The 24,682-nt window shown below is 69.7% G+C and carries 13 protein-coding genes; 7 read left to right on the forward strand and 6 right to left on the reverse strand.

From position 1 onward, the window contains the following. Nucleotides 1–17: 17 nt before the first annotated feature. Nucleotides 18–170: a Scr1 family TA system antitoxin-like transcriptional regulator gene (locus OG390_RS31595; RefSeq protein WP_406177947.1), complete on the reverse strand. Its 153-nt coding sequence runs from the start codon at nucleotides 168–170 to the stop codon at nucleotides 18–20. Between the two features lie 253 nt (nucleotides 171–423). Between OG390_RS31595 and OG390_RS31600 the strand changes: the two genes are divergently transcribed. Beyond that, a complete protein-coding gene (locus OG390_RS31600) occupies nucleotides 424–2,115 on the forward strand; it encodes a succinic semialdehyde dehydrogenase (protein WP_406172799.1) in 1,692 nt (563 codons plus the stop codon). Nucleotides 2,116–2,151: 36 nt separating this feature from the next. Continuing rightward, entirely contained in the window at nucleotides 2,152–3,957 is a 1,806-nt protein-coding gene (locus tag OG390_RS31605; RefSeq protein ID WP_406172800.1) for a GMC oxidoreductase, read from the forward strand. Nucleotides 3,958–4,062: 105 nt separating this feature from the next. Here the strand turns inward: OG390_RS31605 and OG390_RS31610 are convergent, their stop codons facing one another. After that, entirely contained in the window at nucleotides 4,063–5,142 is a 1,080-nt protein-coding gene (locus tag OG390_RS31610) for an LAETG motif-containing sortase-dependent surface protein (RefSeq protein WP_406172801.1), read from the reverse strand. A gap of 343 nt (nucleotides 5,143–5,485) precedes the next feature. On the opposite strand from OG390_RS31610, the gene OG390_RS31615 reads away from it, so the two are divergent. Continuing rightward, entirely contained in the window at nucleotides 5,486–16,096 is a 10,611-nt protein-coding gene (locus tag OG390_RS31615; RefSeq protein WP_406177949.1) for a LamG-like jellyroll fold domain-containing protein, read from the forward strand. A 5-nt stretch (nucleotides 16,097–16,101) separates the two neighbouring features. Then, a complete protein-coding gene (locus OG390_RS31620) occupies nucleotides 16,102–16,707 on the forward strand; it encodes an SMI1/KNR4 family protein (RefSeq protein WP_406172802.1) in 606 nt (201 codons plus the stop codon). 597 nt (nucleotides 16,708–17,304) lie between these two features. Here the strand turns inward: OG390_RS31620 and OG390_RS31625 are convergent. Then, entirely contained in the window at nucleotides 17,305–17,589 is a 285-nt protein-coding gene (locus OG390_RS31625) for a chorismate mutase (RefSeq protein ID WP_399077056.1), read from the reverse strand. A 476-nt stretch (nucleotides 17,590–18,065) separates the two neighbouring features. Here OG390_RS31625 and guaA point away from each other — a divergent pair, with 476 nt between their 5' ends. Next, nucleotides 18,066–19,646: a glutamine-hydrolyzing GMP synthase gene (guaA, locus tag OG390_RS31630; RefSeq protein ID WP_406172803.1), complete on the forward strand. Its 1,581-nt coding sequence runs from the start codon at nucleotides 18,066–18,068 to the stop codon at nucleotides 19,644–19,646. A gap of 9 nt (nucleotides 19,647–19,655) precedes the next feature. Here guaA and OG390_RS31635 read toward each other — a convergent pair whose 3' ends face one another. Beyond that, nucleotides 19,656–20,129 (reverse strand): pyridoxamine 5'-phosphate oxidase family protein, encoded by a 474-nt coding sequence (locus OG390_RS31635; RefSeq protein ID WP_406172804.1) that lies wholly within the window; start codon nucleotides 20,127–20,129, stop codon nucleotides 19,656–19,658. Between the two features lie 62 nt (nucleotides 20,130–20,191). Next, nucleotides 20,192–20,746: a hypothetical protein gene (locus OG390_RS31640; protein WP_406172805.1), complete on the reverse strand. Its 555-nt coding sequence runs from the start codon at nucleotides 20,744–20,746 to the stop codon at nucleotides 20,192–20,194. A 164-nt stretch (nucleotides 20,747–20,910) separates the two neighbouring features. On the opposite strand from OG390_RS31640, the gene OG390_RS31645 reads away from it, so the two are divergent. Further along, nucleotides 20,911–21,705, forward strand: a complete 795-nt coding sequence (locus OG390_RS31645) for a class II aldolase/adducin family protein (protein WP_399077049.1) — start codon at nucleotides 20,911–20,913, stop codon at nucleotides 21,703–21,705. A gap of 236 nt (nucleotides 21,706–21,941) precedes the next feature. Here OG390_RS31645 and OG390_RS31650 read toward each other — a convergent pair whose 3' ends face one another. Beyond that, entirely contained in the window at nucleotides 21,942–22,823 is an 882-nt protein-coding gene (locus OG390_RS31650; RefSeq protein ID WP_406172806.1) for a DUF4429 domain-containing protein, read from the reverse strand. A 214-nt stretch (nucleotides 22,824–23,037) separates the two neighbouring features. Between OG390_RS31650 and OG390_RS31655 the strand changes: the two genes are divergently transcribed. Continuing rightward, the gene (locus OG390_RS31655; RefSeq protein ID WP_406172807.1) at nucleotides 23,038–24,363 is read left to right on the forward strand and encodes a hypothetical protein; all 1,326 of its coding nucleotides are present in this window, start codon (nucleotides 23,038–23,040) and stop codon (nucleotides 24,361–24,363) included. Nucleotides 24,364–24,682 lie beyond the last annotated feature (319 nt).

A 24,682-nucleotide genomic window follows, 5' to 3' on the forward strand; every position in this document is an offset into this window, starting at 1 on the left:
GAGTTTGTCCTGGTCGGTTACGGGGCCGTAAGCGCAGTCCAGGCCATGGCCGGCGGTGGGGAACGAGGTGCCGTCGAAGGGATAACGCGAAGGGTGATGTGAGGCTCTTTGCTCGTCTCGACGAGGTGGTTGAGCTGGGCCCGGGTCACATCGCGGCCGCCGAACTGCATGCGCAGGGCTGCCTCGTTGCCCGCGCCGTTCGACTTCGAGCTGGACACGTCGGGGTTCGCCGTACGCCCGGCCGATGACGGCCAAGAGGGCTCCGTCGGAGATCCGGCAGAGTGACCAACCCGTGATCGCTGGACCAGCAACGCCCTGATCAGGCACTTTATTGCCAGCGATCACTGGCGCCGTGTGTGTACTCCGTGAAAGGCCATTACCGACGGGTACCCAAAGGCGCCGGGCAGGCATACCCTGCGCCTCATGACGGACTCGCAGGCCGCGGAGCAGGCCACGGAAGACACCGGTACGGAAACCCTCGGTTCCGAAGCCCCCGGCACGGACGACACCACCGCTGCTGCCGCCCCGGTCGGCACCAACCCCCTCGCCCCCGCGCCCGCAGGGGCCCGCACCGCCGTCGACGTCGTCACGCCCGAGCTGGTCGCGCAGCTCACGAAGGGTGTCGTCGGGTCCGGACGGACCGCCAACCACACGCCGTTCACCGGCGAGAAGCTGGCGGACCTGCCCGAGTCCACTCCCGAGGATGTAGCGGAGGCCTTCGCGCGGGCGCGTAAGGCTCAGGTCGCCTGGGGCGCCACCCCTGTGCGGCAGCGCGCCGCCGTCCTCCTCCGCTTCCATGACCTGGTGCTCGCCCGCCAGGCCGAGGTGCTCGACCTCATCCAGCTGGAGACCGGCAAGGCCCGCCTGCACGCGCACGAGGAGGTGCAGGCCGTCGTCGTGGCCGCCCGGCACTACGGGCGCAGGGCGCCGTCGTACCTGCGTCCCAAGCGGCACACCGGTGCCGTCCCCACCCTCACCAAGGTCACCGAGCTGCGCCACCCGCGGGGCGTCGTCGGCCAGATCGCGCCCTGGAACTACCCGCTGGAGCTGTCCGTCGGCGACGCGCTCCCCGCCTTCGTCGCGGGCAACGCCGTCGTGATGAAGCCCGACACCGAGACCTGCCTGACCGCCCTGTGGGCCCGCGACCTGCTCATCGAGGCCGGGCTGCCCGCCGAGGTCTTCCAGGTCGTCATCGGGGACGGTCCGGTCGTCGGACCCGAGGTCGTCAAGCACGCCGACTACGTCTCGTTCACCGGGTCCACGCGGACCGGACGCGAGGTGGCCCAGGGCGCGGCCGCCCGCCTCGTCGGAGTCTCCCTCGAACTCGGCGGCAAGAACGCCATGGTGGTCCTCGAGGACGCCGACATCGACAAGGCCGCCGCGGGCGCCGTCCGCGCCTGCTTCTCCTCCGCCGGCCAACTCTGCATATCCATCGAGCGGTTGTACGTCCATGAGTCCATCGCGGATGTGTTCGCGGAGCGGTTCGCCGCGCGGACCAAGGCCATGCGGCTCGGCACGTCCCTCGCGTACGGGGCCGACATGGGCTCGCTGGTCGGGGAACGGCAGCTGGAGACGGTGACGCGGCATGTGGAGGAGGCCGTCGCGAAGGGCGCCGAGCTCGTCGCGGGTGGTGTGGCCCGGCCCGACATCGGCCCCTACTTCTTCGAGCCCACCATCCTCGACGGGGTGGAAGCTCCCATGGCCGTCTGCGCCGAGGAGACCTTCGGGCCCGTCGTCTCCCTCTACCGCTTCAAGACCGAGGACGAGGTCGTCGAGCTCGCCAACTCCACGCCGTACGGCCTCAATTCGTCCGTCTGGACCAAGGACGGGCGCAGGGGGCGGGCGGTCGCGGCGCGGCTGCGCACCGGCACCGTCAACGTCAACGAGGGCTACGCCCCCGCGTACGGCAGTGTCCAGTCGCCCATGGGTGGCATGAAGGACTCCGGCCTCGGCCGCCGCCACGGCTCCGAGGGCATCCTCAAGTACACCGAGGCGCAGACGGTCGCTCAGCAGCGGCTGCTGCCGATGGCGCCGTCGCTCGGCATGGACGACGAGGGCTACGCGAAGTTCATGAGCCGAAGCCTGCGGGTCATGAAGGCATTCCGGCTCCGATAGGGCGCCTCAAACAGTTCTCAACGAGGAGAGCAGCACGTGTCACAGGAGAACTCTGTCCACCACTCGGATGACGGCGCCTACGACTACGACGTCATCGTCGTCGGCTCCGGCTTCGGCGGATCGGTGACCGCCCTCCGGCTCACCGAAAAGGGCTATCGCGTGGGGGTGTTGGAGGCGGGCCGCCGCTTCACCCGCGACGCGCTGCCCAAGAACTCCTGGGACATCAAGAACTATCTCTGGGCCCCGAAGCTCGGCATGTACGGCATCCAGCGCATCCATCTGCTGGGCAACGTGATGGTGCTTGCGGGAGCGGGCGTCGGAGGCGGGTCCCTGAACTACGCCAACACCCTCTACGTACCGCCGAAGCCCTTCTTCGAGGACCCGCAGTGGAAGGACATCACGGACTGGGAAGGGGAGTTGAAGCCGTACTACGACCAGGCCCGGCGCATGCTGGGCGTGCGGCTCAACCCGACCATGACGCCGTCGGACGTGCATCTCAAGGCGGCTGCGGAGCGGATGGGCGTCGGCGACACCTTCCACATGGCGCCGGTGGGCGTCTTCTTCGGCGACGGGGAGGATGCCGACGGAGCGGTGAAGGCCAAGGCCGGTGAGGAGGTCGCCGACCCGTACTTCGGCGGCGCCGGCCCCACCCGCAAGGCCTGCACCGAGTGCGGCGAGTGCATGACGGGCTGCCGCCACGGCGCGAAGAACACCCTCAACGAGAACTATCTGTACCTGGCCGAGAAGGCGGGCGCCGTCGTGCACCCGATGACGACCGTCGTGTCGGTCACGGACGACTCGCAGGGCGGGTACGCCGTCCAGACCCTCCCCACGGACGAGAAGCGCAAGGGACAGGGACGAACCTTCAAGGCGCGCCGGGTCGTCCTCGCGGCCGGCACCTACGGCACACAGACCCTGCTGCACCGTATGAAGGCGGGCGGCCAACTGCCGTACGTCTCGCAGAGGCTGGGCGAGCTGACCCGCACCAACTCCGAGGCGCTGGTGGGCGCACAGACCGACAACCGCCGCTACCGCAAGGCCACCGGTGAGCCGAAGGTCGACTTCACGCGCGGAGTCGCCATCACGTCATCCATCCACCCCGACGAGAACACCCACATCGAGCCGGTCCGCTACGGCAAGGGGTCGAACTCGATGGGTGGCCTGTCCATCCTCCAAGTCCCTTACGCGGAGGGCTCGTCGAGGGTCCTGGGCTGGCTGGCCAACGCGGCGAAGCACCCGATCCTGGTGGCCCGCTCACTCTCCAACCGCCGCTGGTCCGAGAGGAGCATCATCGGGTTGGTCATGCAGTCGCTCGACAACTCACTGACCACCTACCTGAAGCCGAAGGGCACGGGAAAGGGGTTGTTGACCGCCCGTCAGGGCCATGGGGCGCCCAACCCCAAGCAGATCAGGGCGGCTTCGGAAGGCGCCTCCGCGATCGCCGCCGAGATCAACGGCTTCGCGGGCAGCAACGTGGGCGAGCTGATGGGTACGCCGCTCACCGCGCACTTCCTGGGCGGCTGCCCGATCGGTGCCGACGCCGAGGAGGGCGTCATCGACCCGTACCACCGGCTGTACGGTCACCCGGGCATCTCCGTCGTCGACGGCGCCGCCGTCTCCGCCAACCTCGGCGTCAACCCGTCGCTCACCATCACCGCCCAGGCCGAGCGCGCGATGTCGTACTGGCCCAACAAGGGCGAGGCCGATCCGCGTCCGGCGCACGGGGCGGCGTACGAGCGTCTCAAGCCGGTGGAGCCGCAGCACCCCGCCGTCCCCGAGGAGGCGTTCGGCGCGCTGAAGCTGCCGTTCCTGGGGATGCCGACGGTGCCGCCGAAGTCGTAACCCGTACCCCGTCATCCATACGACGAAGGACCTGCGCCCCCCTCCGAGCGCAGGTCCTTCTTCTTGTACGAGGCGTGATGCCTACGTGTGCTGTGTCCGGCCGCCTTACGCGGTCGCGTCACCCGACTTGCGGCGACGGACCACGAACACCGCACCGGCACCGGCGACGACGGCGAGACCGCCGGCGAGGCCGATCATCGGCAGGGCGGAGCTGGAGCCGGTCTCGGCGAGACTGCCGGTGACCGGCTTGACCCCGCCCTGCGGCTTCACGTTCTCGTTGACACTCGAGGGCTTCTTCCCGTTCGGCTTGGAGTCGCCGACGTCGCCCGGCGTCTTGCTGCCGGCTGCGAGCACCTCGAAGTCGTAGAAGTCACCGTTGCCGTAGCACGAGGTGCCCTTGCCCGCGTACACGGCCTGGCTCAGCGCGAACGACGAGCCCGCCGGGGCCGACGCCTTGACGCTCACGCGGAGGTCGAGCGCGGTCGACGTGTGCGCCTGGAGGGTGTCGAAGACGGCGGCGAAGCTGCCCGTGAGGGTCGTGCTGCCGAAAGACTCATGGTACGTGTTGCTCCACTTGCCGTCCTGCTTCACCTGGATGGTGGCCAGGTTCAGAGACAGCGAGTCGTCCGCGTGGACGTCGTCGTTGTACTCCGTGAGCGCGTTGACCCACACGTTCTTGAGGTCCTTGTCGGAGTCGTTCTCGACGGCGAACTTGAAGTTGTGCCAGCCCGAACCGGCGACGATCTTGCCGGGCAGCCCGGAGATCGTGGCGGTGAGCTGGTCGTCCTGGTGCAGAGACTTGCAGTCGTTGTACGGGTCGAAGTCGCTGTTCCCGGCGCTCGGGCTCGGGGAGGGCGGCGTGGAGTCGCTCGGTGAGCTGGAGGCGCTCGGCGAGGCTTCGCCGTCGGCGGGGGTGCTCTCGTCCGAGGCAGGGGTGCTGTCCTCGGCCGCGGGGGTGCTTTCGTCGGAGGCAGGGGTGCTGTCCTCGGCCGCGGGGGTGCTCTCGTCCGCCGCAGGGGTGCTGTCCTCGGCGGCCGGAGTGCTCTCAGCCACGGTCGGGGTCTCGCCGTCCGCGAACGCGGCCGGCGCCGACAGGAGGGCCAGCGGAGCTATGGCAGCCGTCGCGGCCGCAGCGGCCAGGGCACGGCGAAGCTTCATGAAGACCTCGAAAGTCTGGTGTGCCACGACATTGCAGCACGCGAGTAGGGGAGGCCTCCGCGTGTGGGGCGCGGGTGTGGCCGGTGGTTGCGTACGTGAGACCTGTGACCCGTGAGAAGGGTTGCCCTTCAGCTCGCGGGATTCTTATGTGAGTTGGGTCACGCCAGGGGGGCGGAGCGGGGTGCGCTTGGAATGCATCGCTTTGATGGTAAATTTCTTGTGTGCCTCGTCACTTCATATCCATGAAGTCATGTGCATGACTTGTATGTTTCTCGCGAGATCGCTTAGAACTTGCCCCCTCTTGTTTCACTGAATTTGGGGGGATTTCGTGCGTCCCGCACGTCCGCTTGTCGTTGTCGTCGCCTTCGTTATGGCCGTGTTGGCCGGAACCCAGCAGGCTGCACTGGCTGTTGACCAGTGGGCGGGTGATGGTTCCGCGGGGGACGCTCCCGACCAGCGGTGGGGGTCGGCGGCCGGTCGCCGCCATACCGCCCCGTCGGACGCCACGGACGCGTCCGCGAAGGGTGGCCACGTCGGCCCCCTCACCGGACGCGGCGAACTGCCCGCCGAGGGCGAGACGGGGACGACCCGGCTGGGCGGCACGCCGAAGTTGCCCAAACCGGGGCCGGTGAAGGAGACCAAGGTGCCCGGCGTGCCCGCCGTCCAGGGGTTCGACTCCAAGCGCAGCAAGGAGGTCAGGGGCCAACGCAAGGAACGGCAGCGGACGTTCCAGAACCCGGACGGTAGTTACACGACTCGCTTCTACACCGAGCCGATCAACTTCCGTGGCAAGGACGGCAGCTGGAAGGCCATCGACACCACCCTCGTCCGTCAGGACACCTCCGGTCCGAGCACGATGAGCGTCGGTGACGAGGGCTGGGAGACCCGCTCGACCGAGTCGCGGATCGACTTCGCCGGCTCGGCCGACGCTGACGAGGTTGTGCGGATGCAGGTCGGCGATGGCCTGTCGGTCGGCTACGGCGTGGACGGCGCGAGTGCCTCCACGGGGCAGACCGGCGGCAGCAAGGTCACCTACGCGGGCCTGCGCCCCCACTCCGACCTGGAGTTCCTCGCGGGCAGCGACTCGGTCAAGGAGACCCTGGTCCTCAAGAATGCGGACGCGCCCACCGAGTGGCGTTTCCCGCTCGATCTCCAGGGGCTCACAGCACGCATCGACGACCACGGCGGCGTGGTGTTCACCGACGCCGAAGGCATGGAGCGCGCCTGGACCCCCGCCGGGTGGATGCAGGACTCGAACTTCGCGAAGGACTCCAACGAGGGTGCCGTCTCCTCCGGCGTCACCTACAACCTGACCAAGGACAACGGCCGCCAGGTCCTCGTCGTCAAGCTCGACAAGCACTGGCTCAGCGCCCCGGAGCGGGTCTTCCCGGTCCGCGTCGACCCCTCGGTCAAGTCGTTCGACTCCACGTCGGGCACGTACGTCGAGTACCCGTACGACCAGAACTTCGCCTCCGACACCGTGCTGAAGGCGGGCACGTACGACGGCGGCAGCCACAAGGCCGCGGCGTTCCTGCGCTTCACCGGCGTGGAGAGCACCCTCAAGAACGCCTGGGTGGTCAACGCCAGTCTCGCCCTGTACAACACCTGGTCGCAGTCGTGCACGGCGCGCCCGGTGACCGTGCACCCGATCACCTCGAACTGGTCCGAGTCCACGACCACCAAGTACCCGGGTCCCGCGACCGGTTCGTCGCTGGCCTCGAAGAGCTTCGCGCACGGCTGGCGCCCGGAGGGCACGACGACCTGGTCGTGCGGACCGGCGTGGGAGGGCATCAAGCTCGGCTCGGCCGGACGCAAGCTGGTGGACGACTGGACGCACGGCCGCAAGAAGAACTACGGCGTCGCGGTGAAGGCGTCCACCACCGACTCCAAGGGGTGGAAGCAGTTCGGGTCCGACGACTACCCGAACGGCAAGCCGAGCCTGGACGTGACCTGGACGAAGTACGGCGCCACCTACAAGCTCGGTGATTTCACGACGCCGGTCACCGCCACGTCGCAGGGAGTGGAGAAGCTCACCGTCACCAACCAGGGTCAGGAGACCTGGCCCAAAGGCGGCAACTACAAGCTCCGGTACAACCTGTACGACTCCTCCGGCAAGGAGATCACCGACAGCTCCAGGATCGCGTACACCGAGATGCCGCAGGACGTCTCGCCCGGCGAGAGCGTCACGCTCGACGCGAAGATCGCGGCTCTCGACCCCGCCACGTACACGGTCCAGTGGACGATGACCGACTACGGGGTGAGCCGCTTCACCACCGCGGGCGTGCCCGGCCCCGCCGTGAAGATCGCCTCGGTGAACATCCCGCCGCAGCTGACCGCCGAGTCACCGGGCAGCGGCGTGACGGCCGACTCGCTCACCCCCACCCTGTGGGCCAAGGGCGCCGACGCGGACAGCTACCCGAAGTCCTCGCTGGAGTACACCTTCGAGGTCTGCGAGGTCGAGGGCAGCAACCTGCGCAAGAACTGCAAGAAGGGCACCCGCAGCAGCGAGCAGCAGTGGGCGGTGCCGACCGGCTGGCTGTCCTGGGGCCAGGCTTACGCCTGGTACGCGTACGCCTACGACGGCGCCGCGACCTCGGCCCGTCCCGGACCCGCGCTGCTGACCACGCAGGTACCGCAGCCCACCGTGACCAGTCACCTCGGCGGCGCGGACGGCGGCAAGGAGATCGGCACCCGGGCGGGCAACTACGTCACGGCGGCCACCGACGCGGCCGTCTCCACCGTCGGACCGGAGCTGGCGGTCACCCGCACCTACAACTCCCTCGACCCGCGCGTCGACGGCGCGTTCGGCACCGGCTGGACCACGCGCTGGGACATGCAGGTGCACGAGGAACCGGAAACCTCCACCGCTCTGGTGACCCTCGCCGACGGTTCCCAGGCACGGTTCGGCAAGAACACGGACGGCAGCTACGCCGGCCCGGCGGGTGGTTCCCTCACCCTCACGCACGACACGCAGGGCTGGACTCTGCGGGAACGTTCCGGCTCCACCTACCGCTTCCTGCCGAGCGGTGTCCTGTCCCGTGTCACGGACGTCGCGGGCCGCGCCCAGTCCGTCACCCATGAGACGGCAGACGGCGGCCCGGTCCAGAAGGTGACGGACGACCTGTCCGGCCGCTCGCTGGCCTTCAGCTGGACCGGCGGCCACGTCTCCTCGGTGACCACGAACGCCGTGGACGCCAACACTCCCGGGCTGACCTGGAACTACGCGTACGACGGCAACCGGCTGACCAGTGTGTGCCCGCCGTCGTCGGCCACCAAGTGCACGGCGTACGAGTACGGCGACGGTTCGGTCTACAGCAGCGGTGTGCTGGATGCGTCCCCGACGTCCTACTGGCGTCTGGGGGAGAGCGAAGGTGCCGTGGCGGCCAGTGAGGCGGTCTCGCGCACCGGCCTGAACGAGGCCGGCTATCGGGACGCCCAGCTCGGCACCGACTCCGCGATCGGCGGGACGACGGACACCTCCGTCGGCTTCGACGGCACGGACTCCGTGATCGAACTGCCTGCGGACACGCTGAAGGCCGCGGCCTTCCCGGCGATCGAGCTCTGGTTCAAGACGAGCACGCCCTCCGCAGTCCTGGTCGGTTTCCAGAACGCGGAGCTGGGCGACAAGCCCACCTCGTGGCGGCCGGTGCTGAACATCGACGGCTCCGGCAAGCTGCGCGGCGAGTTCTATCTGTCCGGCGCCTCCGGGGCGACGCCCATCGTGTCGCCGGGGACCGTCACGGACGGCCAGTGGCACCACGCGGTGCTGTCCAGCGCCGCCACCGCCCAGACCCTTTATCTCGACGGCGCCAAGGTCGGCTCGCTGAGCGGTGCCATCACCGAGCAGTCCCGCGACTACGCCTACATCGGCGGCGGTTACGGAAGTTCCGGCTGGATGGGCCTGCCCTCCGACACGTACCGCTTCAAGGGCCAGATGGATGAAGTGGCCGTCTACAACCACCCGTTGGACGCCGCGACCGTCACCGAGCACTACGCCGCCCGGTCATCGATCGGCCAGATGACCAAGGTCACCCTGCCCTCCGGCCGGGTCCACGCCACCGCCTCCTACGATCCGGTGTCCGGACGCCTGACCCAGCACACCGACGAGAACGGCGGCACCTGGAAGGTGTCGGCGCCCTCCTACTCGACCGCCTCCTCCTCGTACGCGGACACCATCCAACGCAGCGGCCCCACCGGGTACTGGCGCCTCGGCGAGCGCAGCGGCGCCCAGGCGAGCAGCCCACTGGGTGAAGGACTGGCCGGCGAGTACCTCGACGGCGCCCGGTTGGGCAGCGCGGGCATCTTCGCCGACGGCGACGACACGTCCGCGAGTTTCACCGGTGACGGGGCGGTCGAGGTGCCCGTCGAATCACTGGGCACCGGAACGTCGATGTCCGTGGAGCTGTGGTTCAAGACCACGCAGCCGGGAGTGCTGGCCACCAACCAGAACGCGGAGTTCGGCGACACCCCGACCGGCTGGCGGCCCATGCTGCTGATCGACGCGGACGGGAAGGTGCGCGGCAAGTTCACGCCGAGCGCGACCAGCATCCTGTCCAAGGAGGCGGTCACCGACAACAAGTGGCACCACGTGCTGCTGACCGGCAACGAGGGCATCCAGGCCCTGTTCGTGGACGGCAGCTACCAGGGCAGCACGAGGAGCGGCGTGGAGACGCTGCGCCACCCGCACGTGTTCATCGGCGGTGGCTACGCCTCCACCGGATGGGACGGTCAGGCAGGCGGTTACCGGAACTTCACCGGGCAGATCGACGAGGTCGCCGTCTACGACAAGGAACTGGTGCACTTCACCAAGGTCACCAATTCCGACGGCACCACGACCTGGCTCTACGTGCCGTTGCTGTCCTCGATGCCCGGCTACGCGGACACGCCCACGCGTCACGTCCAGGCGCGTACGGCTCTGGTCAAGGGCACCGGCGACCAGTACGGCGGAGTGACCGTCGCGGACGCGCCCGCCGCGTACTGGAGGCTGGGCGAGGGGACGGGCACCACCCTCCACAGCGAGGTCGGCGGGCCGGACATGAACGCGACCTTCGATGTCGACGGAGGCCAGGTCCACTACTCCACGCTTCACGACGACGGTGTGTTCGGCCCCGGTGACAACCGGGCGGCACTGCTCGGCAGCGGCGGCAACATCCAGATACCCGGCTCCATCCCCTCCGGCACCACCGACCTCTCCGCCGAGATGTGGTTCCGCACGTCGACGGCGTCGGCCGTGTTGATGAGCTTCCAGAACGCGCCCGTCGGCCAGACCCCGACGTCCTGGCGCCCGGTGCTGAACATCGACGGTGCCGGCAAGCTGCGCGGCGAGTTCTACCTGTCCGGCGTCTCCGGGGCGACGCCCATCGTGTCGCCGGGGACCGTCACGGACGGCAAGTGGCACCACGTGGTGCTGTCGGGCGCCGAGACCACCCAGTCCCTCTACCTGGACGGCGTCAAGGTCGGCTCCCTGGACGGCACCATCGCCGAGCAGTCCCGCCCGTACGCCTACGTGGGTAGCGGCTACGGCAGCTCGGGCTGGATGGGTCTGCCCTCGGACACCTACTCCTTCAAGGGTGACGTCGACGAGGTCGCCCTCTACCGCAGCACCCTGACCGCCGACCAGGTCTCCGCCCACTACCGCGCGCAGGCCGAGGCCGCCGGCTCCGGGCTGACCTCCACCGTGACGGTCACCGACCCCGAGCAGAGGACGAGCAGCACCGGTTACGACGCGCTGCACGGTCAGCGCACGGTGGCGCACACCGACGAGACCGGCGCGGTGACCAGTTACGCGTACGACAACGGCGGGAACCTGCACACCGTCACCGACCCGGACGGCCACACCACCGTGACGGGCCACGACGCCCGCGGCAACGTCGTGTCACAGACCACGTGCCGCGACGCCGACTCGTGCTGGACGAGCTTCCGCTCCTACTACCTCAACGCGAGCGACCCGCTCGACCCGCGCAACGACAAACCGTTGAGCTACCGGGACCAACGCTCGACCGACTACAAGGACGACCGCTACCGGACCTCGTACACCTACAACGCCCAGGGCCTGCTCACCACTACGGTCCGCCCGGACGGCGGCACGGCCTCCAGCACGTACACCTCCGGGAGCGAGGCCGCCGTGGACGGCGGCACCACCCCGGCCGGCCTGGTGGCCACGCAGACCACGCCGGGCGGTGCGAAGACCTCGTACCGCTACCGGGCAGGCGGCGACCTGGCCGAGGTCACGTCGCCGTCGGGGCTCGTCACCAAGTACACGTACGACGGTCTGGGCCGGAAGACCTCCGAGAGCCAGGTCTCCGACACCTTCCCGAACGGGGTGACCACCGACTACGCCTACGACCAGGCGTCCCACGTCGTCACCGAGACCGGCGCCGGCGTGCACAACGAGATCACCGGCACCACCCACACCGCCGAGATCACCCGCGGGTACGACGAGGACGGCAACCTGCTGTCCGAGACCGCCAAGGACACCACCGGCGGCGACTCCGAGCGCACCACCGCGTACCACTACGACACGCACGGTCTGAACGACAGCGTGACCGACGCCGAGCAGAACGCCACCCTGTTCGAACACGACGAGCTGGGCCGCGTCAGCGGCACGACCGACGCGGCGGGCACGCACGTCACGTACACCTACACGGCCCGCGGCCGGCACGCCACGACCGTCCTCCACGACTGGACGGGCGACCCCTCGGGCACCACGCGTGACCTGACCGTGGTCTCCAACGCCTACGACCCGTCCGGACGCCTCGCCTCCACCACGGACGCGATGGGCGCGACCACCGCGTACACCTACTTCGACGACGGCCTGGCGGCGACCACGACCGCCAAGCAGGTCACCCAGGCCGACGGGACCAGGCACGACATCGTCCTGGAGAGCGACACCTACGACCCGGCCGGGCACCTGACCAAGCAGGTCACCGGAGGCGGCGCGACCACGCAGACGTACACCGTGGACGCCCTGGGCCGCACCGAGCGCACCGTCCTCGACCCGGGAGGCCTCGACCGCGTCGGCACCTTCGCCTACGACGGCGACGACCGCGTCAAGGAACAGACGCAGTCCATCACCGGCGACAAGTCGCTGACGACGACGTCGGAGTACGACTCCGCCGGCAACGTGCGCAAGCAGACCGTCACCGACGGCACCAGCACCCACACGACGACCAGCACCTACGACGACCGCGGCCTCGTGCTGACCACCGTCAGCCCGCGCGGCAACGAGCCGGGTGCCGACGCGTCCGTCTTCACCACGACCTACCGGTACGACGAGCTGGGCCGCCTGGTCCAGCAGACGGCACCGCAGGTCAAGACGGAGGAGAACGGCGAGGCCGCAACCACCGCCGAGCCGGCCGTCCTCAGCGGCTACAACACCTTCGGCGAGGCGACCGAGACCAAGGACGCCCGGGGGAAGACCACGCGCGCCGAGGTCGACCGGCTCGGCCGCACCACCGTGGTGACCCTGCCCGACTACACCCCGCCGGGCTCCACCACCGCCCTGACGGCGACCACCCGCACCACCTACAACGCGCTGGGTCTCACCCAGTCGGTGACCGACCCGCTGGGCCGGGTCACCCGCTACGGCTACGACCAGTTCAGCCAGTTGACCAGCAGGACCGACCCGGTGGCGAACGCGGCCGACGCCCTGCAGGCGCAGCCCGACTCCGGCCTGGTGACGGGCCCGTCCACCGACGCCGAGGGCGGTGGCGTGACCCAGTACACCTGGACGCCCACCGGACACCAGCTGTCGGCCACCGACCCGACGGGCGCCCGCACGGAGGGCACGTACGACGAACTCGGGCGGCAGCTCACCGCGACCAGGGTCGAGCGCTATCCGAGCCTCACCAACCTCACCGGTCGCTACACCTGGGACGACGCGGGCAACCAGACCGCCTCGACGACTCCCGGCGGGATCACCACAGCGGTGGCGCACAACGCGGCCGGTGAGATCACGTCCGTGACGGACCCCGCGGGCACCACCGGTTACAAGTACGACGGGCTCGGCCGCAGGACCGAGACCACCGACGCGACGAACCGCCGGAGCACCACGGCCTACGACGCACTGGGCGATGTCACCGCGACGACCGACTACGGCACGGGCAGCACCGCGCTGCGCACGGCCGCGGCCGAGTTCGACACGGAGGGCCACCGCACCGCGACGATCTCCGCGCAGACCAAGGCGCGCACCACGTTCGCCTACGACGCGCTGGGCCGGATGACCCAGCAGGTCGAACCGGTCTCGGGCACGGAGTCGATCACGACCACGTTCGGCTACGACGCGGCGGGCAACCGCACACGCCTGACCGACGGCCGCGGCAACGACACCGTCTACACCTTCAACAGCTGGGGCCTGCCCGAGTCGACGATCGAACCGTCCACCACCGCACATCCGAACGCGGCCGACCGTACCTGGACGACCGCCTACGACACCGCCGGACAGGCCGTCACCGAGCTACTGCCCGGCGGAGTGAAGCGCGAGCGCACCTACGACGGACTGGGCCGCCTCACCCACGAGACGGGCACCGGCGCGGAGGCGGCCACCACGGACCGCACCCTGGAGTACGACCTCGCGGGCCGTCTCACCGCGGTGGGCACGGCGGACGCGCTGACCCGGAACACGTACACGTACAACGACCGCGGCGAGCTGCTGACCGCGGACGGCCCCGGTGGCACCGCCGGCTACACCTACGACGCCGACGCCCGTATGACCCACCGCAAGACCGCGGCGGGCGACACCGACTACGGCTACGACAGCGAAGGGCGCCTGGACTGGACCTGGGACGAGCTGACCGGCAACGACGTCTGGTACGACTTCGACGCCGCCGGACGGCCCGGACTTGAGCAGTACGCGACGAAGCCCGCGGGCGCCACGGACTACACCGTCACGGGCAAGCGCGTGTACAGCTACGACGATCTGGGCCGCCTGCACGACGACAAGGTCACCAGCCCGGACGACACCACCACGGTCGCGTCCACGACGTACGACTACGACCTCGACGACCGCCTGACGTCCAAGAAGACCACCGGCACCGCCGGCGCCGGGGACAACGGCTACGCCTACGACGACGCCGGGCGCATGACCGCCTGGACCCATGACGGCAGCACCACCGCCTACGAGTGGGACGCGTCCGGCAACCGCACCAAGGCCGGTGCGGTCACCTCGACCTTCGACGCCCGCAACCGCCAACTCACCGAAGGCGCAACGGAGTTCACCTACACGGCACGCGGCACCCTCTCCTCCGTCGACGACGGCAGCGGCACACCGCGTACGTCGGCCTTCGACGCCTTCGAACGCAAGACCAGTGAGGCCGGAGCCGCCTACACGTACGACTCGCTGGACCGCGTCCAGACCCGAGGCACGACGACCTTCACCTACGACGGAGGCTCCAACAACCTCGCCACGGACGGCACCAGCGCCTACGACCGCACCCCGGACGGCGCCCTGCTGTCCATCTCCACCGGCGGTACCGCACAGTGGGCGCTGACCGACCAGCACACGGACCTCGTCGCGGGCCTCAACGCCGACGCCACTCAGGTGACCGGTTCCACGGCCTACGACCCCTTCGGCACACAGACGGCGACCAACGGCACCACCGCGGCCGTCGGCTACCAGTCCGGCTGGACCGACCCGGCGAGCGGCGACGTCAACATGGCCGCCCGCTGGTACCGGCCGGGCACCGGCACCTTCACCTCCCGCGACACCTACCAGCTCGACCCGAGCCCCTCGGCCCAGGCCAACCGGTACGGCTACGCCAACGGTGGACCGCTCGACGGGACCGACCCCAGCGGGCACTGCCTGTGGGACCTCTGCATCGGTGAGGGCATCGGCGCGGTCGAGCTGGGCATCACCCTGACCAGTGCGTACGCCGCCTGGCAGGCCGGCCAGCACTCGTCCGACTGGGACTGGTCGTGGGGGGACTCCGGCACGACGACCGGTCACTACAGCCACACCACCAGCCACGTACTGTCGCAGTCCTACGCGGGCACGGCGGATGCGATCCGGGCCCAGGCCGACCGGTTCCGTGCCTCCGCGCACAGCTCGGGCGGCTCCAGCCACGCCGGCACCGCCCGGATCCCGTACCCGCACTACTACCCGTACCCGCACTACTACTACGGTTCCCAGGCCGCCGCGCACGCCGGATCCGGCGCCGTCGCGCAGGCCGTGCTCGCGCCGCCGAAGCCGCCCATCGACCAGAACCCGAACAACGGCAAGCACCCGAAGCCCGCCCCCACCCGCCCGGCCCCGAAGCCCGACTGGGACCCGAAGAACAGCGGCTGGGAGCCCGGCGACGTGGTGAAGCTGGTCGTCGGTGCGCTCAACATGCTGGACCTCGTCGACGACGACGGGTACGAGCCGGGCGACAGCTTGGAGACTCTGCCTGTGCCGACGGACAACCCCGGAGGCAAGAACGACGGCCGTACGCGTGACGACGACCAGTGCGACGACGGTCCCGGCGTGAGTCCTACGGGACATGCCGTATACCTTCCGCGTGAGCGCTACTACGACACGTTCGAGAACAGTGAGCAGTGCCGGGCCACCGGCGTGTACGGCCTGCTGGATATCAGTGACTACAACAAGGGCCGCAAGGCGCCGGGCACGAACACCAACAGCTCCACCAAGCCCCCGGGTATGCGGGAGATCGAAGGCCAGGGGTACGTCGCCGCCAATGGTCATCTGATTCCCGCGGCAGCGTCAGGATCCGGAATCGATCTGAGGAACCTCGTGGCGGAGTACGAGAAGACGAACACGCCGTATCTCAACCATGGCGTCGAAAGGGAGATCAGAAACGCCATCAAGTCGGGCAAGCACTTGGAGATATCCGTCATCCCGCACTACGGGAACAGCGGGAGCGGAATCCCGACCGAGATCGAGTACAACTACGGGACCGTGGAAGACGGCCGGATGAAGCACTGTGTGATCACTCAGTCGCCCACGGGTGGGACCACCCGGGGCAGCGCAGACTGCCCGAGGAGGTGACGGGGATGGACAAGGACCATCTCGGGCGCGTGCTGGAGATGCTCGGTGAGCCGTCGTGGCGGTATCGGGATCCCGAGGCATGGCGCAAGCTGGAGAGCGAGCTCGGGGCAAGCCTCCCGGCGGATTACAAGGAGATCGTCGACGCCTACGCCCCCGTCCACATCAACGGTCATCTGTACTTGAACCACCCGGCGACCGAACGCTGGAATCTCGGCGAGTGGATTCGCAGTACGTCCGACGCCTGGTCGCAGATTGAGTTCGACGAAGGGGAGCCCGAGGGTGACCCCCGTGTCTCACTCGGCGTCCCCGAGCTGGTCTTCGGCACTCCGGACGGTCTCATTCCGGTCGCCGGCACCGATCGAGGGGAAGCGATCTTCTTCGCGCCTCGGGGAGCTCTGGGACAAGGGTCGCTCTTCATCGAGAACGGCGAGGGCGAGTTCTTCGAGTACTCGTTCTCGTTCGCCGAGTGGCTCTGCCGCTGGCTCACCGGTGAGGAGGTCACGGGCCCGGGAGGCTCCGCCTTCTACCCCGGTCCCGTGGCCCTGCGGGACCTGCCGATGACACCGGACGACTGGCCCGCGACGCGCTACGGTCCACCCCGCGGTATGTGATCCGGTTACGTATGGATCCCTCCCGGACAGGGAGTGGGCGCACGGCGAAGGGCCCCGCGGGACAGATCCGCGGGGCCCTTCTTCGTCAGCACCGACGTCAGGGCAGCGCCGGTGCCTGGGAGCGGCGCCGGGGGGTTGCGCTGCTGGTCCGGGGGTGACCACCCGGTCGTGCGCCCCGGCGCGCGAGGGGCGCGCACATGGTGTCGACCATTGGCAGTCGGGACGTGGGGCTGTTCTCGTGGGCTGTTCTCGCATCGTGCTGGATGGGCAACGGCCTCCGCAACCGCCTGGACCACCTCTGAACAGATTCCGCCGGTCGGCCCCGGGCGTCCCCGGAGCCGACCGTTCTCTTGAGTGACCGGGCTGCTGTCCCCTGCCGTCCGGTCACATCCCTGGAGCGAGGTCCCACGACGCACGGCACGATCCGTACGCCTCATCGCTCCAGCGAAGCCACGCGTGGTTCTTTCGGGCCCGCCCCTGGCTGACACGGACACCGGGACCAACGAAGCCCGCGGCGAGGCGGTCACGCGCCGTACGGGTGAGACGGAAGGCGTACGTGCGTGCACCGAGTACGGGTTCATGTGCCGTGCGAGGGATTCAGATGCGACCCCGGCACAGCTCCAGCAGGGTCATGGCCAGCGTGGTGCCGGGCTTGCCCAGCGCGTCCCTGAAGTGGCCGAGGATCTCCATCTCGCGCGAGAGGTTCACCCGGCGGCCGCCGGAGGCGATCCGGGCCTCCTGGATCACCGCCGAGACCGCCATGCGTTCCTGGACTAGACCGATGATCCGGTCGTCGAGAGCGTCGATGCGCTCACGGGCGCCGGTGATCACGTCTGCGGCCTCGTCGGTGCGGGCGCCGGTCTTGTCGAGTACGTCGGCCATGGTGGGGCTCCTCGGTGGAAGGGGTGCCCCGGAGCGGCAGGGCCCGGAAACGACAGGCGCCCCGGGCCTTGTCGGCCCGGGGCGCCTGGGAAGTCGCTTGTCAGTTGCTCAAGCAGCACGACCATGGCAGCCGGTGGGCCGGTTGCCATAGGTAAACGCGAAGGTCTGGTGCGTGAGCATGGGAGCAGTATGCCCCTGGGGGCGGGCGGGGGCCAAGCGGGTTCGAATGCTGAGATCCGCGGGTGCGGGTCCAGGGGTTTCTCTCGCCCCTCCGCCCCTGAATGGGGCGCGGGGTACTGCGCGACAAGCCCCGCCGGCCCGCAGTCGAGGAACAAGCCGGCGGGACACGGGGCGGAGCCCCGGGTGCGGGTCGGGCAGGGGCGGAAGGGGCGAAAAACCGCCGTAGGCGCCCCCGCCTCAGCCCCCGGTAGAATCGGCAGCACACACACCCCTTGCTCACCGCCGGAAGGCAAACCGTGCCAGAAGCGTCCCCCGCCGCCCCCGACACCGTCCTGGTCGTCGACTTCGGTGCGCAGTACGCCCAGCTCATCGCCCGTCGCGTCCGCGAGGCCCGGGTCTACAGCGAGATCGTGCCGAGCAGCATGCCGGTCCAGGAGATGCTCGCCAAGAACCCGGCGGCGATCATCCTCTCCGGCGGCCCCTCGTCGGTGTACGCGGAGGGCGCCCCGCGCCTGGACCGCGAGATCTTCGAGTCCGGTGTCCCCGTCTTCGGCATGTGCTACGGCTTCCAGCTGATGGCGACGACCCTCGGCGGCACGGTCGACAACACCGGCGCCCGCGAGTACGGCCGTACGCCGCTGCACGTCTCGAAGCCCGGCTCCTCGCTCTTCGAGGGCACCCCGGACGAGCAGTCGGTGTGGATGTCGCACGGCGACGCCTGCTCCGCCGCCCCCGAGGGCTTCACCGTCACGGCCTCCACGGACGTCGTCCCGGTCGCGGCTTTCGAGAACGACGAGAAGAAGCTGTACGGCGTCCAGTACCACCCGGAGGTCATGCACACCACGCACGGCCAGCAGGTGCTGGAGCACTTCCTGTACCGCGGCGCGGGGCTCACCCCCTCCTGGACCACCGGCAACGTCATCGACGAGCAGGTCGCGCTCATCCGCGAGCAGGTCGGCACCAAGCGCGCCATCTGCGGTCTGTCCGGCGGCGTGGACTCCGCCGTCGCCGCAGCCCTTGTACAGAAGGCCATCGGCTCCCAGCTGACCTGCGTGTACGTCGACCACGGTCTGATGCGCAAGGGCGAGACCGAGCAGGTCGAGAAGGACTTCGTCGCGGCCACCGGCGTACAGCTGAAGGTCGTGGACGCGGAGGAGCGCTTCCTCGCCGCGCTGGCCGGGGTCTCCGACCCCGAGGAGAAGCGGAAGATCATCGGCCGCGAGTTCATCCGGGTCTTCGAGCAGGCGCAGGTGGAGATCATCGCCGAGGCCGCGGAGGGCGAGGACGTCGCCTTCCTCGTCCAGGGCACGCTCTACCCGGACGTGGTCGAGTCCGGTGGCGGCACCGGCACGGCCAACATCAAGTCCCACCACAACGTGGGCGGCCTCCCCGAGGACCTCGAGTTCGAGCTCGTCGAGCCGCTGCGCAAGCTGTTCAAGGACGAGGTCCGGATGGTCGGCCAGGAGCTCGGCCTGCCGGACGAGATCGTGCAGCGCCAGCCGTTCCCCGGCCCCGGTCTCGGCATCCGTATCGTCGGCGAGGTCACCAAGGAGCGGCTCGACCTGCTCCGCGAGGCCGACGCGATCGCCCGCGAGGAGCTGACCGCCGCCGGTCTCGACCGCGACATCTGGCAGTGCCCGGTGGTTCTGCTCGCGGACGTCCGCTCCGTCGGTGTCCAGGGCGACGGCCGGACGTACGGCCACCCGATCGTGCTCCGCCCGGTGTCGAGTGAGGACGCCATGACGGCCGACTGGTCGCGCCTGCCGTACGACGTCCTCGCCAAGATCTCGACGCGGATCACGAACGAGGTCGCGGACGTCAACCGCGTCGTCCTCGACGTGACCTCCAAGCCCCCGGGCACCATCGAGTGGGAGTGACGCCCCGGCTCACTTCCGCCTGAGAGCGCGCACCGGCTCTCCGGGCTTCCAGATCTCGACGACCAGATACGTGTCGTCCTCGACGTAGGTCCGTACGACCTCCGTCAGCTCGGTGCGGAAGAGGTGGAACGGCTGCGGCGGTTCCACCTCTTTCCCGTACGCGGCCTTCGTCGTCGGATCGTCGACCTCGATCGCCCGCCCGCTGATCCGGACGTCGCCGCCCGCCATCTCCGTGCCCGGCCCCGGATTCGCCTGGAGCGCGAAGCGCGGGTCGCGGCGCAGGTCCAGCGCCTTGAGGGAGTTCGGCATCATGCCGAGCCAGAGCTCGCCGTGCAGAAAACGGGCTTCGAGGCCGGTGGTGCGCGGCGAACCGTCCTTGCGGAGGGTCGCGAGCACGTGGTGGGTGAAGCTTCCGAAGCGGTCCTCGATCTTCTTGGCGCGGTCGGGTTCGGCGGTGGTGAAGGCTGCCCAGTTCGACGTCATACGGCGAGTGTTGCGTGGATACCCGACATCTTCTGTCCGGTTTCCCGGGCCCACTCAAAGGGTCAGACGGCCGCGTGGACACGGCGGGCGAGTCTCCGGCGGCGGGCGACCTCCCCATACAGGAAGCCCATGAACACGGCCTCCGAGGCGGCGAAGCCGGCGAGCGCCGCCCGCCAACCGGAGACGAGAAGGAACAGCCCCAGGAAGAGGGCGCAGCCAGTCATGATCACCGACCGGGCTCGCACGCTCAGATCCTCGGACACGGCATCGAGCTCGATCCGGTCCCGCAGTTGCCGCACGGCCTGTGCCGCCTCCGGCAGCGGTCTCAGGGTGCCGGAACGCAGCCCTGGCACCGCGGTCGAGTCCAGCGGTCGCGTGTCCGCCGGTTCCTCCACTCGTCCCTCTGCCTGCTCCTTCGCGCGCCCCTCCCGTACGACGTGGACCTGCAGTGCCCGGCCCACCCGGTGCGCCTCCGCGTAGCGGAATCCGTGCTGCTCGGCGACGTAGGTGAGCACGGCGAGCCGGCGTGGGGAGCCGCCGAGATCGCTGAGGACGACGAAGTCCCGCTCCGCGAGCTGTCGGAGCAGGGCGCGGATCCGCCGCTCTGCGCGGTTCATACGTGCCTCCTGGGGTCCACCGGGTCGCAGGCATCGATACATCCAGGCAGACAAGTGACCTCGGGCCACGGTTGTGCTCATCTCTTCACCGAACTGCTCTGTTCTCCTGCGCTGACCGGGGGTAACTTCCGCTCCGTACCGAACACGCCAGTGCTGGAGGACATATGCACGGGCCCACCCCGCCGCTGCCCCTGCCCACCGACCAGCTGCGGTTCGCCATGCCGCCGATGCACGAGTCGCCGGAGGACGAACGGCGGCACCGCAAGGAACGGCTGGCCGGAGCGCTGCGGATCTTCGGGCGGCTCGGATTCGAGGACGGGGTCTCCGGGCACATCACGGCGCGCGACCCGGAGTACAGCGACTGCTTCTGGGTGAACCCCTTCGGGATGCCGTTCAAGCACGTCACCGTGAGCGACCTGGTCATGGCCAACCAGGACGGGCAGGTGATCGAGGGCCGCTACCACATCAACCAGGCGGCGTTCACCGTGCACGCCCAGGTGCACGCCGCCCGGCCCGACGTGGTCGCCGTCGCCCACTGCCACTCCGTGCACGGGCGCGCCCTGTCCGCGCTCGGCGACCTGCTCGACCCGATCACCCAGGAGAGCTGCGCCTTCTACCAGGACCACGCCCTGTACGACGCGTACACGGGTGTCGCCGTGGATGCCGAGGAAGGGCGTCGGATCGCCGCCGCGCTCGACACCCGCAAGGCGCTCGTACTGCGCAACCACGGGTTGCTCACCGTCGGCGACTCGGTCGACGCCGCCGCCTGGTGGTTCCTGTCGATGGAGCGGTCGAGTCAGGTGCAGCTCACCGCGAAGGCCGCCGGGCGGCCGATCCTCATCGACCACAAGCAGGCGGTCGCCACCCGTGAACAGCTCGGCGGCGACCTCGTGGCGTGGATCAACTACCAGCCGCTGTGGCAGGACATCAGCCGCAGCGAACCGGATCTGCTGTCGTGAGACGCCAGGCCTGTCCAGTGCCGCGTCGGCCAAGGTTTGCCCGTCAAGGAGCGGTGTCCGGTGCGTGCTCTGGGGGTCCCCCCCGGCCGAAGGCTGGGGGAGTGCCGGCCGGAAGTCCTCGTACTGGATGTACTTGGGCTTTCGGCCGGTGCGGCGAGTGGGGGCACCTCCCACGCCCTTGAGGCAGTGGGGGAGCGTGCCGGGCGTCGCGACGGGGCGAACCTTGGCCGACGCGGCTAGAAGCCGCGCAGTACCGCCGCCTTCGTGGTCGCGAACTCCTCGTCCGTCAGTACGCCGTCGCGGTGCAGCTCACCCAACTCCCGTAGCCGGCGCAGGAGTACGTCGTGAAGGTCGGACTGCGGCGGTACGGCGGAGACGAGCTGGGGGTGGTCCACGTACTCGCCGGTGCGGGTGGACGGATGCGGCAGGCGGGCGGTGACCGCGGTGGCGACGAGCGCCGTGAGGAGGTCGCGGCGGGCGCTGCCCCACAGGTCGAGGGCGTACGGGTCCTTCTCGGGCGGCAGTTTGGAGAAGACCGTCTCGCGCGTCACGAAGCGCAGAAAACCGTCCTCGTAACCGGAGTTGGGCAGCCACTCCACCTGCACCAGGTCGCCCACGGCGATGATCCGCGGGCCCGTCGCCCGCTTGACCCGGTCGGAGGTGTCCGCCCAGTCGAGCCGCACCTGCGTGCCGTCGAAGGAGACCGTGCCGTCGCTGGAACGGACGGACACCGGGACGGGCGGGCCGGACAGGAGATAGGTCTTCGTCGGCTCCTTGGGGACCTGGTCCAGGAGCAGTGCGCGGCGGATCTCCTCGGCGACGTACTCGGCGACCCCGGAACGGTCGATGTCGACCGTGAGTTTGTAGGGGTCGGCCGCCTCGGGCAGCCGCCCCCCGGTCGCCTGCAGAAGAGGGTCGGCGCCCTCGCGGAGCCTCAGGCGCAGGCGGCCGCGTTTGCGTTCGGGTTCGTAGACGATGCCTGATACCGCCTCCAGGGGAACGGCGATCTCTCCGTACGTCTGCCGGAACAGCGGTACGGAGCGGTGGAGTCCCGGCGTGATCCTGACCGTGTTGCCGTCGAAGGCCCAGGTCCCGTCGCGCTGGATGATCTCGGCCATGGAGAAATTCTCCCAGCCGGGTCAACACGGGGTCCTGTGCTTCACGCGCGCTGACCAGACCTGCCGGATGCGGGCGGTGTTTCGTACGGCAGAATGCGCTGTCATCGCGAGGCAGTGGCAAGGCAGTTGTACGGCAAGGCAGTTGTACGGCAGTCAGGCGTAAGGAAGGTCTGGCCGCACGGGAGTTCTCGGCGCGGGGAAGGCGGCAGCGGGCGTGGCGGTGCAGGAGGCGAGACACGGTGCGGGGCGGGGTGCCGGGGGTGGTGCTGCGCGTGGTTCCGGGCAGGGGGCGGACCAGGGTGCGCACGAAGGTGGCTGCACCTGTGGGGACTGCCCGCACGGGGCGCGTGCGGGACATCGGCGCGCTGTCGCGGAATTCCTCGCGAAGCGCGACGAGTTGGCGTCCGGGCACGGGCTGCCCGCCGCCGTCGCGCACTCGGCTTCGGCGTCCCGGCAGTGGGTCTCCGACGAGCTGACACAGTCCGCCGACCTCGTCGCCGAGCGCGGTCGGGTCGAGGGCGAGGCGTGGCTGGGGCGGTTGTGGCGGTACACCGCGTACGCGGTCTGGGGTGCCGCCGTGGCGCTGCTCCTGGTGCAGGCGCTCACCGCGATCGGTGCGGGGTGGACGGCCGCGCGGACGGCCGGGCTGTTCGCGGCGCTCGTCCTGGCCGGACTGCTGACGGGTGCGGCCTGGTTGCACCGGGCCCGTGGGGGTGCCCTCGCCCCCGTCATCGGCGAGGACAATCGTCTCTCCACCTCGCAAGCGGTGGCGGCCGGGTGGGTGCTCTTCGTGGTGTTCGCGGTGCTGGTGCTGGTGGGGCAGCTCGCGGTGGCCTCCGCGCACCGCTCGCGGGACGAACTGATCGCCGGTCTCGAACTCGCCCGGGGCGCCGGTGTGGTGACCGTCGTCGCGGTGGTGTGCGGGATCGCGGTGCTGGTGCGACGGGTGGTGGGGTTGCGGGTGCTGGGGCAGCGCCTGCAGAAGGTGCGTGCGGACCGGCCGCGCGCCGCCGATCTGCTGACCGACGACTCCGGGCGGGGCCACTTCGCCGACATCCAGTACGTCGTGATCAGCGCGGTCGCTCTCGCCTTCGCGGCGGTGCGGCTGGCTCGGCGGCCCTCGCAGCTGCCGGATCTGCCCTGGGGGCTGGCGCTGCTGGTGCTGGTGTCGGCCGCCACGTATCTCGCCGGGAAGTACGCCGACGGTGGGCGTCCCGTGATCCTCTCCGTCGTCCGCGCCCGCGAGGCGGGCGACCTGGACGCGCCGATCCGCACCGGTGACGACATCGAGATCCGGGGGGCGGGGTTCGTGCCACCCGGAGCGCAGACGGCCGATCGGTTGTCGCGGATGGTGGTCCGGATCGGGCCGGTGCATGTGCACGTGCCGTTGGTGCCGGTGGCCGGGGGGTTCAGCAACCCCACGGATGCGGTGCTGACTGTGCCTGTGCCGGTGGATGTGGAGCCGGGGCGGGTGGAAGTGCAGGTGGTCACGGCGGCCGGGGTCGAGACGAACCGGTGCGCGATCGATGTGACGGACTGAGGGGCGGGGCGCTGTCGCGCGGTGCGTTGGTGGTTGGGGTGGGGTTTGCGCCGGTGGGTGGTTCCGCGTTCCGTCGGTGGGTGGGGCGGGGCCGTGCCGGTGCATCCGCCCCGTCGCCGGTGGCAGATCACTTGGGCTTTCATGGCTCTGCCTGTTGGCAACCACGTAAGCGACGGGGCATGTGATGTGCCGGCACGGCCCCTTCCGCGCGTCGGCGGCCGCGGGTGCGTGGGGAGTGCGGCCTTTTCCGGTCGAGGCATGCGTCTGCGACTCCGGGCGGGTGCGGGTGGGGCGTGCGTCTGCGACTCCGGGCGGGTGC

It is taken from the genome of Streptomyces sp. NBC_00996 (assembly GCF_045162675.1).
In the GTDB taxonomy this organism is placed as follows: Bacteria; Actinomycetota; Actinomycetes; order Streptomycetales; family Streptomycetaceae; genus Streptomyces.